Origin of the sequence: Cellulomonas fimi (assembly GCF_012952065.1) — a bacterium.
GTDB classification, from domain to species: Bacteria; Actinomycetota; Actinomycetes; order Actinomycetales; family Cellulomonadaceae; genus Pengzhenrongella; species Pengzhenrongella fimi_A.
The window spans coordinates 1-12,208 of sequence record NZ_JABCJJ010000046.1 but is presented as its reverse complement, the minus strand read 5'-3'; the positions used below and the strand labels follow the sequence as shown (position 1 = coordinate 12,208).

The window sequence follows — 12,208 nt, the reverse complement described above, 5'->3', positions numbered from 1 at the left end:
TCATCGTGGGTCTCCACTTCGAGGGTGCTGTGAGAGGTTCACTCGAAGGGTCACGCGGTGACCGCGCCGTCGTCTACCGCGACGCGCTCACCGGGCTACCGGTACACCACTCTGGCGGACTCCACTCCCCCTCCGCCCGGTGCAACCTACGGATCTCTGCCCAGTCCTCCATCGCGATCACCCTCCAAGGGTTCAGGAGGGGGTCAAATTTCATCCGTCGCACAGGGGTCAGTTTTCACGCGTCGTCGACACGTCGGTGGGCCGGAGTCCGAACCACGCCGCCACTTGCAGGAGGTGTTCGTGTGTGAACCTGTCGGCGACCTTACGGACGGACCGCTCGGTCGGGTCCGGGAACGGAGGCGCAGTGGCCGGCTCGGCGACCTCCCAGCGTCCGGAGTCGGTGGTGCGCACTCCTACGGTCCATGCCGACTGCCCGTGCGGCTGATCCCGGTCCGGCACCGCGACCGTGACGGTGCGTTGCCCCCACCAGCCGAGATTTGTGCTCGCCCGGTAGGTGTGCGGTGCCTCGCTGATCGACGCCGCGCGCATGCCGTGTGTGGCCATGGCTCCGGCCATCAGGTTGCCTTCGGTGCCCGTCCACAGGTTCTCGATGAACGCGCTCCACCCGTTGACGGTCGGAACGACGAGGTACTTGCTCGACATCGCGGTCACCACCGGAAGCAGCGCGTGCAAGGCGTCCTCGAGCGAGCCCTCGATCGTCGAGACGACCGGGGCGCAACCCGTCCGCTCGGTGATCCGCGCGCCGCGCCACCCCATGAACATCTCCACGAACGCCTCGGCCTCACGCTCGACGAACACGATCGTGCGGGTCAGCGGTAGCAGCCGCCCGCCCAGCAGGAGCTCATCGTGCGTCGTCGGCCTCGCCATGTCTCGAGCCTCTCACTCGCACGCGCCGGCGAGGAGGAACGTCAAGAGCGTGACGCCCGGCTGCGCGCTGTGGTCGTTGGCGTTGATCGCGTGGCGTGTGCTTTCACCTGGGGTGATCGATCTGTGGGCGGCGAGCTCGGCCAGGGTCATCGTCGGTGTGGCCGACGTCACTTCAGTGTCCATGCCAGCAGGTGGGCGCAGAGCGGCGCAACCTCGCCGAGACCGTCCGAGACAGGCGCCCGTGACGGCGAGTCGCGGGCGATAAGTGTCCATTAAATGTCCAGTGGCCACGTCCGGCTCCTGTGCTCAGGCTCAGGATCCCGGCGTGGCCACTGACCAGCGAGTTTGGTGGAGCTGAGGGGACTCGAACCCCTGACCCCCTGCATGCCATGCAGGTGCGCTACCAGCTGCGCCACAGCCCCGTGAGCCCGTTCGGGCCTCGTGAAGTGTAGGCCACCCGGCCCCCTGATTGCGAATCGGATCCGGCGCCACGCGGAGCCGCTACGCGAGCGCGGTCCCGGCGTTCCACTCCTCGATCGACGTCGAGGGCCCCAGGTCGTGGCCGAAGAGGCGCCAGGACGGTGTCACGCCGTCCGGATTGCGCCGCAGCTCGCTCCAGTGCGCGTTCGTGAGACCGGCGATTCCGCGCCAGCCCGTGATGTCGAGACCGAGCATCGCCGTGACCGCGAGCGTGATGGCGGCGCCGTGGGAGACGACGACGAGAGCGCCGTCGTCGTCCACGCGCTCGGCGTGGTCACCGATCGCCTCGACCATGCGCGCCGCGACCTCCGCCCGGCTCTCGGCGCCCACGTTCTCGGGCTCGCCGCCGGCGCGCCACTGGGCGTACTCCGTGGCCCAGCCGGCCGAGATCTCCTCGCCCGTGAGGCCCTCCCACAGCCCGAACCCGCGCTCCCGCACCCGCGGCTCGCGCACCGGCTCCAGGCCGGTGAGCTCGGCGAGGAAGTCGGCGGTCGCCGCCGCCCGCCCGAGGTCGGAGACGACGATCGCCGCCGGCTTGGTGGTCGCCAGCAGCGCGGCCGCCGCGGCCTTCGCCTGGCGCGTCCCGACGTCGTCGAGCGGGATGTCGACCTGGCCCTGGAGGCGGGCCGACGCGTTGTGCGCCGTGCGCGCGTGCCGCCAGAGGATGACCGTCCCGGCGCTCACGCGGACGGACCGACCTGGCCGTCCCCCGCGTGCACGTCGGCGGGCAGCTCGATGAGGGGGCAGTCCTTCCACAGGCGCTCGAGCGCGTAGTAGACGCGGTCCTCGGCGTGCTGCACGTGCACCACGATGTCGCCGAAGTCGAGCAGCACCCAGCGCCCCTCGGACTTGCCCTCGCGGCGGATCGGCTTGGCGGACTTCTTGTGCAGCGCCTCCTCGATCGCGTCGACGATGGCGCCGACCTGCCGCTCGTTGGTGCCTGAGGCGATGAGGAAGACGTCGGTGAGCACGAGCTGCTCGCTGACGTCGAGCGCGATGATCTCGTCGGCCTTGAGGTCGGACGCGGCGCGGGCCGCCGCGATCGTGAGGTCGACGGCGCGTTCGGTGGCGGTCACAGGACTCCTTGCAGGGGCCACGAGGGCGTTGACGTGAGGAACGGGACCAGGGCGCCCGACGGGGCGAGCGCGCCGAGGGCGCCGGGCTCGGCCGAGCCCTGGACGATCAGCAGCCAGACGATGAAGCCGAGCACGAAGGCCACCAGGGCCAGCCCGACGAGATGGATCCAGCTGTAGGAGGTGCGGCGGGGCCGCGGCGACGGGTCGGCGTCCACCGCGTCGGCGTCGTCCTCACCCGTGGCCGCCTCGTCCTGTGCCGGGGGCCGGGTGATCGCGTCGAACGAGCCCGCGGGCGCGGGGCCCCACGGGGGTGTCGCCGCCACGCCACCGGAACCGGCCGACGTGTCGTGGATGCCCGGGGCCGGCGGGGCGAGGGGCACCGGTGCGGACCCGGACGGCGACGACAGCGCGGGCAGCGTCGTCGCGGGAGGACGGACGGGCGCGAGCGGTGTCGCGCGCGCGGCGGGCGCCGCGGCCGGACCCGTCGGCGTCGAGCCGGTGCTCGGTGGGAGCACGGCGGGCCGACGTGCCGCGACCGGCGGGAAGATGCGGCCGGTTCCCTGCGCGCCGCCGGGCGCGGCCGTCGACGGGCCGGGACGGCCGATGGACCCGTCGCCGGACGGAACTGACGTGGGGCGGACGGTTCCCCCGGTCACGGGCGGTCGCACGACGGGCGCGCGACCTGACTCGGCCTGGTCGGGACCGACGCCGGTCCCGCGGCGGGACGGCGACGCCGAGGGCGCGTCAGGCCCGAGGCCGGGCGCATGGCGGACCCCCGGTCCACCGAGCGGGCCCGAGTCGAACGGGGACGGGCGTGGTGCCGGGAGAACGGAGGCCGAGGGCGGCGGCGAGGGCGTCCCGGCGGGCTGGTCGACCGGAGAACCCCCCGCCGCTCCCGCGCTCAGCGCGCGCTCACGTTCGCGCAGGGCGCGGCGCGACAGGGGCGGGCTCGTCGGAGGCGGGTTCGACGGAGGCGGGCTCGACGGAGGCGGGCTCGACTGACGCCGCGCCGTCGGGTCCGCAGCGCGGCGGGCCGCGGCGTCGGGAGCGGTGTCCTGCGCGGCGTACTGCGCGGCGTACTGCGCGGCGTACTGCGCGGCAGCCTGCTCGGCGGCCTGCTGCGCGGCGAGCTCACGTGCCCGCTCCAGCTCGCGGCGACGACGACGCTCGCCGGGTTCGTTACTCATGGTCCTGACCTCGATACAAGCCATGCTTCCCGATGTACTGCACCACCCCGTCCGGGACGAGGTACCAGACCGGCTTCCCGGCACGCGCACGCGCCCGGACGTCGGTCGACGAGATCGCCAGCGCGGGGATCTCGAGAACGCTCACCCGGTCGGCCGGGAGCCCTGCGACCGACATCGTGTGCCCCGGCCGGGTGACCGCCACGAAGTGCGCCATGGTGAACAGCTCCGCGGCGTCCTTCCACCGCAGGATCTGCTCGATGGCGTCCGCCCCGGTGACGAAGAAGACGTCCGCCTCGGGACGCGCCTCGCGCAGGTCGCGCAGGGTGTCGACCGTGTACGTCAGCCCGGCGCGGTCGACGTCCACCCGGCTCACCGTGAACTGGGGGTTCGACGCCGTGGCGATCACCGTCATGAGGTAGCGGTGCTCGGCGGGCGAGACGTCCTGGTGCTGCTTGAACGACGGCTGCCCGGTCGGCGCGAACACGACCTCGTCGAGACCGAGCTCGGCGGCGGCTTCGCTCGCGGCGACGAGGTGACCGTGGTGGATGGGGTCGAACGTGCCGCCCATCACCCCGATCCGGGGCCGGAGCTGCGCCATGGGTGCGGTCCCGATCAGTCGCTCAGTGACGGGTCCCGACGCTCCGGAAGGCGTAGGTCACCAGGAGCGCAGCCATGAACGCGGCGAGCGCGCCGATCCCGTAGAAGATGGGCTCGAACGGCAGCGCGGTGGTCTGCTCGACGGTCTCCTCGGCCATACGCAGAGCGACGTGCACGTGAACCTCCTCGGGGTAGATCACACCCGCGCGCCGACCCGCGCACGGAGCCTCCAGTGTCGCATGTCAGGCCGTCACGGCCTGACCTGCCCCTCACCGTGGACGATCCACTTGGTCGTGGTGAGCTCGCCCAGACCCATCGGGCCGCGCGCGTGGAGCTTCTGCGTCGAGATGCCGATCTCGGCGCCGAGCCCGAACTGCCCGCCGTCGGTGAAGCGCGTCGACGCGTTGACCATGATCGCGGCGGAGTCGAGCTCGGCCACGAACCGCTCGGACGCGGCGAGGTCGCCGGTGACGATCGCCTCGGTGTGGCCCGAGGTCCAGGTGCGGATGTGCTCGATCGCGGCGTCGAGGTCGTCGACCACCCCCACGGCCAGCTCGAGCGCCAGGTACTCGCGCGCCCAGTCGTCGTCGGTCGCGGGCAGGACCTCGACCCCCTCGGGAGCGAGCGCGGCGGTCCGCTCGTCCCCGTGCACGACGACGCCCGCCTCACCGAGGGCGGAGAGCGCGGCGGGCAGGAACGACTCCGCTGCGTCCTGGTGCACCAGCAACGTCTCGACCGCGTTGCAGACCCCCGTGCGCTGCGTCTTGGAGTTGAGCAGGATGGGGAGGGCGACGGCGGCGTCGGCGCTCGCGTCGACGTACACGTGGCAGTTGCCGACCCCGGTCTCGACGACCGGCACGGTCGACTCGCGCACGACCGTCTGGATCAGGTCGGCGCCGCCGCGCGGCACGAGGAGGTCGACGAGTCCCCGCGCATGCATCAGGGCGACGGCTCCCTCGCGTCCGTAGGCGTCGATCGACTGCACCGCGTCCGCCGGGAGCCCCTGCGCGACGAGCGCTCGCGACAGCACCCCGACGATGACCTCGTTGGACCGGGCCGCTGCCGAGCCGCCGCGCAGGATGACGGCGTTGCCGCTCTTCAACGCGAGCCCCGCGGCGTCGACGGTCACGTTGGGCCGCGCCTCGTAGATCATGCCGACGACGCCCATCGGGACCCGGACCTGCCGCAGTCGCAGGCCGTTCGGCAGCGTCGAGCCGCGGACCACCTCGCCGACGGGGTCGGGAAGGGCGGCGAGCTCCCGGAGCGCGTCGGCGATCGCGGCGATCCGAGCCTCGGTCAGGGTCAGGCGGTCGAGCAGCCCGGGTGACGTCCCGTTCGCACGCCCGCGCTCGACGTCGTCGGCGTTGGCCGTCACGATCTCGTCGCTCGAGGCCACGAGGGCGTCGGCGAGCGCGAGCAGCGCGGCGTCCTTGGTCGCGCGGGTCGCGGTGGCGAGAGCGCGTGAAGCGGTCTTGGCCCGACGCGCGACGTCCAGCACGGCCTCGGTCACGTCGGCCGCCGGGCTGGCGCCGTGCGTGGCGTCGCCCGGCTGGTGCGCGGCGTCAGGCGACGCAGCGGCCTCAGGCGACGCAGCGGCGTCAGGGGACGCAGAGGTGTCAGGCTTCGCGGAGGAGCTCAGCGTGGTCATCCCTCGAGGGTAGTCGCGCTGCCTCGGTGCTCGAAGCGCCACGACGGACCGGGCCCACCGGCCCACCTGTCACCGGCGGGGTCGACGCACCAGCACGAGGTCGTCCCGGTGCACGACCTCGCGGTCGTACCCCGGCCCGTGCTCGTCGCGCAGGGCCGACGTCGAGCGGCCGAGCAGACGGGGCAGCTCGTGGGAGTCGAACGACACGAGCCCGCGCGCGACGACGTGCCCGTCGGCGGCGACCAGCTCGACCGGGTCACCGGCCTCGAACTCGCCCTCGACCGCCGTGATGCCCGCCGGGAGCAGGGACGCACGGCCCCCCCGCACGGCGCTGACCGCGCCGTCGTCCAGCACGAGGCGGCCGTGGGTCCGGGCCGCGTGGGCGAGCCACAGCAGCCGGGCCGAGCGGCGGCGCCCGGTCGCCGCGAAGAACGTCCCGACCGGCTCCCCCGCGAGGGCCTGGGCCGCCTGCGCCGCCGACGTGAGCACCACCGGGATCCCCGACCCCGTCGCGATCGCGACCGAGTCGAGCTTCGTCACCATGCCGCCCGTGCCGACCGCGCTCCCCCGGGACGTCACCTCGATCCCCTCGAGGTCCGCCGGCCCGTGCACGTCGACGATGCGTCGCGCGCCGGCACGCGACGGCGGGCCGTCGTAGAGGGCGTCCACGTCGGTGAGCAGCACCATCGCGTCGGCGCGCACGAGGTGCGAGACCAGCGCGGCCAGCCGGTCGTTGTCGCCGAACCGGATCTCGTCCGTCGCGACGGTGTCGTTCTCGTTCACCACCGGCACGACGCCGAGGTCCAGCAGGCGGCCCAGGGCGCGCTGGGCGTTGCGGTAGTGGCCGCGGCGGATCGTGTCCTCGGCCGTGAGCAGGACCTGGCCGACGCGCAGGTCGTGACCGGCGAACGCCCGCGTGTAGTGGGCGACGAGCAGCCCCTGCCCGACCGACGCCGTCGCCTGCGCGGTGGCGAGGTCGCGCGGGCGCGATCTCAGCCCGAGCGGACCGATCCCGGCCGCGATGGCGCCGGACGAGACCAGCACGACCTGGCCGCCGCGCGCCCGCCGCGCAGCCAGCACGTCGACGAGCGCCTCCAGGGCGTCACGGTCGAGCCGTCCGTCGGCACCTGTGAGCGACGACGACCCGATCTTGACGACGACCCGGCGAGCGTCCCGCAGCCGGCTGCGGTCGCTCAGGGCGGCCGCGCTCACGAGCCGTCGGAGAGCCCCTGCGGGGGCTCGTCCTCGTCGGTTGAGGCGGCCCGGCGGCGCGCGGCGACCTCGTCCTCGTCACCGGTCCAGATGCCCGCCTCGCGCTCGGTCCACAGCTCCGCGCGGGCGTGCGCCTTGGCGTCCATCCGGTCCTTGTACTCCTGACGCTTCTCGCCGCGCGTCGGGCGCGAGTGGTCGTCGAGCCGCAGGTCCGTGCCGCGCGGACCGCCGAGCAGCTCGGATCCGGTGACCAGCGTCGGCTCCCAGTCGAAGACGACGGCACGTGGCCCGTCCCCGATCACGACCTCGTCGCCCGCGACCGCGCCGACCGCGAAGAGTCGCTCCTCGACGCCGAGCCGGGCCAGGCGGTCGGCGAGGTAGCCGACGGCCTCGTCGTTCGAGAACTGCGTCTGCCGCACCCAGCGCTCGGGCTTGTCGCCGCGCACCTGGAAGTACACGCGGCCGCCCTCCTCGCGGCGCGTGACCGTGAATCCCGCGTCGTCGACGGCCTTGGGCCGCAGAATCGTGCGCGTGGGCGCGACGTCGGGCGACTCGCGCCGGAACCGCTCGACGAGCTCGGCGAGCGCGAACGTCAGCGGTCGCAGGCCCTCGTGGCTGACCGCGGAGATCTCGAAGACCTGCAGGCCGCGTGCCTCGAGGTCGGGGCGCACGAGCTCGGCGAGCTCACGGGCCTCCGGCACGTCGATCTTGTTGAGGACCACCATCCGCAGCCGCTCGGTCAGCGGCACGCGACCGCCCTCGATGCCGACGTCACCGCCGTACTGCGCGAGCTCCGCCTCGATCACGTCGAGGTCCGACAGCGGGTCGCGGCCCGGCTCGAGCGTCGCGCAGTCGAGCACGTGCACCAGCACCGAGCAGCGCTCGATGTGCCGCAGGAACTCGAGCCCGAGGCCCCTGCCCTCGCTCGCTCCCGGGATGAGTCCCGGGACGTCCGCGACAGTGAACCGGGCCGAGCCGGCCTGCACCACGCCGAGGTTGGGGACCAGCGTGGTGAACGGGTAGTCGGCGATCTTGGGCCGCGCGGCCGACATCGCCGCGACGAGGCTCGACTTGCCGGCACTCGGGTAGCCGATCAACGCGACGTCGGCGATCGTCTTGAGCTCGAGCACGACGTCGCGCTCGTCGCCCGGCTCACCGAGCAGGGCGAAGCCGGGCGCCTTCCGGCGCGGCGAGGCCAGCGCCGCGTTGCCGAGCCCGCCTCGGCCGCCGGCCGCGACGACGTACCGGGCGCCGGCACCCACGAGGTCGGCGAGCACCACGCCGTCATTGGTCTTCACGACGGTGCCGTCAGGGACGGCGATGACCAGGTCGGCGCCCGTCGCACCCTGCCGCCAGTCCCCCATGCCCTGGGTGCCCGACGGCGCGTGCCGGTGCGGTGCGTGGTGGAGGTCGAGCAGCGTGGTGACCTGCGGGTCGACCTCGAGGATCACGGACCCGCCGTTGCCCCCGTTGCCCCCGTCCGGGCCCGCGAGCGGCTTGAACTTCTCACGCTTGATCGAGGCGACGCCGTGGCCGCCGTCACCGCCGCTGGCGTGCAGCACGACTCGGTCGACGAATGTCGCCACGACTGGCTCCTCACTGCTGGTTCGGTGCGGGGAGATCCGCTGACGCGACGAAGGGGTGCACCGAACCGGTGCACCCCTTCGCCCGAGCTGATCAGGAAGGTTCGACTCGCGTCAGGCGACGATGTCGATGACCTTGCGACCGCGCCGCGTGCCGAACTGCACCGCACCGGCGGTGAGGGCGAACAGCGTGTCGTCGCCGCCACGGCCCACGTTCAGGCCGGGGTGGAAGTGGGTGCCGCGCTGGCGGACGATGATCTCGCCCGCGCTGACGACCTGGCCACCGAAGCGCTTGACGCCCAGTCGCTGGGCGTTGGAGTCACGGCCGTTACGAGAGGAGCTTGCGCCCTTCTTGTGTGCCATCTCGAACCTGCTTTCGTGCTGCTGGAGGACAGGGGGATCCGCAATGACGCCGTCGGCGCCAGGCGAAGCGCTCAGGCGATGCCGGTGACCTTGACGCGGGTCAGCTTCTGGCGGTGACCCTGGCGCTTGCGGTAGCCGGTCTTGTTCTTGTACTTGAGGATGTCGATCTTCGGGCCCTTCTCGTCCCGGACGACCTCCGCCGTGACCTTGACCTTGGCCAGCGCCTCGGCGTCGGTGGTCACCGTGTCCCCGTCGACCAGCAGGAGAGCGGTGAGCTCGATGGTCGACCCGGCCTCGGCGGACTGACGGTCCATGACGACGATGTCGCCGACCGACACCTTCTCCTGGCGGCCACCCGACTTCACGATCGCGTACACCACGTTGCTGCTCATCTCTGCTCGTCACACATGCTCTGGCTCGGTCAAGAAGTACGTTCGCGGCGTGCTCGTCGCGCTCTCGACGACAAGGGATGCGCGGGCACGCGGGGTCAACACACACGAGGCGCGCCGACGTTCAAGGGTACGGACTGGGCCCGGTGGGGTCAAATGAGCACCGGGCCCGTCCGCGCCGTCACGACCTCACGAGTCGACCTCGTCGGTCTCGAAGACCTCGGGCGCCACCGGCAGCAGCTCGAGCGGCTCCTCGGCGACGAGCGTCACGGGGAGGTCCGCCGGGCCGGTGGTACCCGGCGTGGGCTCCCCCGGCGTGGTCGGCACGACGTCCGCACCGGCCACAGCCTCGTGCGTCTCGTGCGTCTCGTGCGTCTCGTGCGTCTCGTGCGTCTCGTGCGTCTCGTGCGTCTCGTGGGCCTCGTCCGTGCCTGCCACCGCGAGCGTCCCGGTCACGGACGTCCCGTCCGGCGAGGCGGCCTGTGCCGCGCGGTCCTTGTCGTGCGGGTGCTCGTGCGCGTGGGCCGCGGCCGCGGCGATGGTCGCGAGCGTGGCCTTGACCGCCTCGCGCGCCTCGGGCAGGACCGGCACGACCGGGATGCTCGCCTGGCCCGAGCCGCTCGCCGAGTCCTTGCTGGTGCCCCGCCTGCGGCGACCGCGCTTGCCGTCCGCGTCGCCGTCGCCCTGGCCGGAGCCCTCAGGACCCGGCGCACCCGACCCGCGCGCGTCCTCGCTCGGCCGCCCGTTCTTGTCGAGCGGCTCGGTGTGGACGACGAACCCGCGCCCGTTGCAGTGCTCGCACGTCTCGCTGAACGCCTCGACGAGGCCCTGCCCGACGCGCTTGCGCGTCATCTGGACGAGCCCGAGCGAGGTGACCTCGGCGACCTGGTGCTTGGTGCGATCCCGGCCGAGGCACTCGACAAGGCGGCGCAGCACGAGGTCGCGGTTCGACTCGAGGACCATGTCGATGAAGTCGATGACGATGATCCCGCCGATGTCCCGCAGCCGCAGCTGGCGGACGATCTCCTCGGCGGCCTCGAGGTTGTTCCGGGTCACGGTCTCCTCGAGCGTGCCGCCGGTCCCGGTGAACTTCCCGGTGTTGACGTCGACGACCGTCATCGCCTCGGTGCGGTCGATGACCAGGGAGCCGCCCGAGGGCAGCCAGACCTTGCGGTCGAGCCCCTTCGCGAGCTGCTCGTCGACGCGGTGCGAGGCGAACACGTCGCCCTGACCGGTCCACCGCGTCACCTTGGCGGCCAGGTCCGGCGCGAGCGCGCCGATGTACCCGGAGATGGTCCCCCAGGCCTCGTCGCCCTGGACCACGAGCGAGCCGAAGTCGTCGTTGAAGATGTCGCGGACCACACGGATCGCGAGGTCCGGCTCACCCTGGAGCAGCGCAGGAGCCGAGGCGGTCTTCGCCTTCTTCTCGATGGCCGCCCACTGGTCCTGCAGACGCAGGATGTCGGCACGCAGCTCGTCCTCGCTCGCGCCCTCGGCGGCGGTGCGCACGATGACGCCCGCGGTGTCCGGGACGATCTCGCGCAGCAGCTTCTTGAGTCGCGAGCGCTCGTTCTCGGGCAGCTTGCGGGAGATGCCGGTCATGCCACCCCCGGGCACGTACACGAGGTAGCGGCCCGCGAGCGTGATCTGCGAGGTCAGACGCGCGCCCTTGTGCCCGATCGGGTCCTTGGTGACCTGCACGAGCACCGAGTCGCCCGACTTGAGCGCCTGCTCGATGCGCCGCGGCTGGCCCTCGAGCCCGGCCGCGTCCCAGTTGACCTCGCCGGCGTACAGGACGGCGTTACGGCCCTTGCCGACGTCGACGAACGCGGCCTCCATGCTGGGCAGCACGTTCTGCACGCGGCCGAGGTACACGTTGCCTGCCATCGAGACCTGCGCCTGGCGCGAGACGTAGTGCTCGACCAGCACGCCGTCCTCCAGCACCGCGATCTGGGTGCGGCCGTCGACCTCCCGGACCACCATCGACCGGTCCACCGACTCCCGGCGGGCCAGGAACTCCGACTCGGTGATGATCGTGCGGCGACGCCCGGCGTCGCGGCCCTCGCGGCGGCGCTGGCGCTTGGCCTCGAGTCGCGTCGAGCCGCGCAGCGCGGTCACCTCGTCCGACGCCGAGCGGGTGCGCGTCCGCGTCGTGGTGGTGGTGGTCGCGGCCTCGGCGGCGTCACCGCCGCGACCCGTGCGACGGCGACGGCGACGGCGCCGGCTCGAGCCGGCGCTCTCCTCACCCTCGCCCTCGGCCTCGTCGGCCTCCTCCGGGTGCGTGTCGTCCTGGGTGTCCTCGCCGGCGGCGACCGCGCCGTCCGTGGACGGCACGTCGGACTCGTCGTCCGAGGTCTCGGCGTCGTCGGTCTCCGAGTCGCCCCGGCCGTCCTGACCCTCCTGGCCGCTGCGGCCGCGACGCCCGCGACCACCACGCCGACGACGACGGCGGGGGCCCTCGTCCGCGGCGTCGTCGGAGTCACCGGTGTCGACGCCTGCCGCGTCGACGTCGTCCGCGGCCTCGAGCGACTCGTCCTGGGCGGCCGCGACGTCGTCCTGCTGGGCAGGACCCGTCGACCCGGCGACCTGCTCCTCGGGCGCGGCGGCCGCGCGAGACGAGCCGCGCCGACGGGACGTGCGCTTCGCGGGGGCCGCCTCCGGCTGCGCCTCGAGCTCGTCCTCGACCGGCGCGGCGGTGGCCGCCTCCGCGGCGGGGGCGGCGTCGTCGTGCGTGACGCGCGGCGGGCCTGCGGGCGAGACGGTCCGGCCGCGCCGCCGCCGGGCC

Annotated in this window: 13 protein-coding genes and 1 tRNA gene; all 14 read right to left on the bottom strand. The window is 73.1% G+C overall.

Annotated elements, in window-relative coordinates; translation table 11 throughout:
* Window positions 1-228: 228 nt before the first annotated feature.
* The gene (locus HIR71_RS15665; protein ID WP_169326007.1) at window positions 229-888 is read right to left on the bottom strand and encodes a hypothetical protein; all 660 of its coding nucleotides are present in this window, start codon (window positions 886-888) and stop codon (window positions 229-231) included.
* 12 nt (window positions 889-900) lie between these two features.
* Complete coding sequence (locus HIR71_RS15660) at window positions 901-1,059, bottom strand: hypothetical protein (RefSeq protein WP_169326006.1); 159 nt, start codon at window positions 1,057-1,059, stop codon at window positions 901-903.
* A 175-nt stretch (window positions 1,060-1,234) separates the two neighbouring features.
* A tRNA-Ala gene (locus HIR71_RS15655) sits at window positions 1,235-1,310 on the bottom strand.
* A gap of 79 nt (window positions 1,311-1,389) precedes the next feature.
* Window positions 1,390-2,052 carry a histidine phosphatase family protein gene (locus tag HIR71_RS15650; protein WP_169326005.1) on the bottom strand — a complete coding sequence of 221 codons (663 nt, stop codon included), beginning with the start codon at window positions 2,050-2,052 and terminating at the stop codon, window positions 1,390-1,392.
* The gene (rsfS, locus tag HIR71_RS15645) at window positions 2,049-2,444 is read right to left on the bottom strand and encodes a ribosome silencing factor (protein ID WP_169326004.1); all 396 of its coding nucleotides are present in this window, start codon (window positions 2,442-2,444) and stop codon (window positions 2,049-2,051) included. The genes HIR71_RS15650 and rsfS overlap by 4 nt, the downstream gene beginning before the upstream one ends.
* Entirely contained in the window at window positions 2,441-3,631 is a 1,191-nt protein-coding gene (locus HIR71_RS17045; protein WP_169326003.1) for a hypothetical protein, read from the bottom strand. The genes rsfS and HIR71_RS17045 overlap by 4 nt, the downstream gene beginning before the upstream one ends.
* On the bottom strand, window positions 3,624-4,229 hold the full coding sequence (nadD, locus tag HIR71_RS15635) for a nicotinate-nucleotide adenylyltransferase (RefSeq protein WP_169326002.1): 606 nt from the start codon (window positions 4,227-4,229) through the stop codon (window positions 3,624-3,626). The genes HIR71_RS17045 and nadD overlap by 8 nt, the downstream gene beginning before the upstream one ends.
* A 22-nt stretch (window positions 4,230-4,251) precedes the next feature.
* Window positions 4,252-4,404, bottom strand: coding sequence for a hypothetical protein (locus tag HIR71_RS15630; RefSeq protein ID WP_169325995.1), 153 nt, complete (start codon window positions 4,402-4,404; stop codon window positions 4,252-4,254).
* A 74-nt stretch (window positions 4,405-4,478) separates the two neighbouring features.
* The gene (locus tag HIR71_RS15625) at window positions 4,479-5,876 is read right to left on the bottom strand and encodes a glutamate-5-semialdehyde dehydrogenase (RefSeq protein ID WP_169326001.1); all 1,398 of its coding nucleotides are present in this window, start codon (window positions 5,874-5,876) and stop codon (window positions 4,479-4,481) included.
* A 69-nt stretch (window positions 5,877-5,945) separates the two neighbouring features.
* The gene (gene proB / locus HIR71_RS15620; protein ID WP_169326000.1) at window positions 5,946-7,088 is read right to left on the bottom strand and encodes a glutamate 5-kinase; all 1,143 of its coding nucleotides are present in this window, start codon (window positions 7,086-7,088) and stop codon (window positions 5,946-5,948) included.
* Complete coding sequence (gene obgE, locus HIR71_RS15615) at window positions 7,085-8,674, bottom strand: GTPase ObgE (protein ID WP_169325999.1); 1,590 nt, start codon at window positions 8,672-8,674, stop codon at window positions 7,085-7,087. Before obgE ends, proB begins: the two co-directional genes overlap by 4 nt.
* Window positions 8,675-8,785: 111 nt before the next feature.
* Complete coding sequence (gene rpmA, locus HIR71_RS15610; protein WP_169325998.1) at window positions 8,786-9,034, bottom strand: 50S ribosomal protein L27; 249 nt, start codon at window positions 9,032-9,034, stop codon at window positions 8,786-8,788.
* Between the two features lie 71 nt (window positions 9,035-9,105).
* On the bottom strand, window positions 9,106-9,414 hold the full coding sequence (rplU, locus tag HIR71_RS15605) for a 50S ribosomal protein L21 (protein ID WP_311836326.1): 309 nt from the start codon (window positions 9,412-9,414) through the stop codon (window positions 9,106-9,108).
* 198 nt (window positions 9,415-9,612) lie between these two features.
* Window positions 9,613-12,208 (bottom strand): Rne/Rng family ribonuclease (locus tag HIR71_RS15600; RefSeq protein WP_169325996.1); only part of this gene is annotated, 2,596 nt, incomplete at its 5' end.

Coding starts and splice junctions, on each gene's coding strand:
- HIR71_RS15665 (WP_169326007.1), bottom strand. CDS start 888: ATGGCGAGGCCGACGACGCACGATGAGCTCCTGCTGGGCGGGCGGCTG.
- nadD (WP_169326002.1), bottom strand. CDS start 4,229: ATGGCGCAGCTCCGGCCCCGGATCGGGGTGATGGGCGGCACGTTCGAC.
- rpmA (WP_169325998.1), bottom strand. CDS start 9,034: ATGGCACACAAGAAGGGCGCAAGCTCCTCTCGTAACGGCCGTGACTCC.
- HIR71_RS17045 (WP_169326003.1), bottom strand. CDS start 3,631: ATGAGTAACGAACCCGGCGAGCGTCGTCGTCGCCGCGAGCTGGAGCGG.
- HIR71_RS15625 (WP_169326001.1), bottom strand. CDS start 5,876: ATGACCACGCTGAGCTCCTCCGCGAAGCCTGACACCTCTGCGTCCCCT.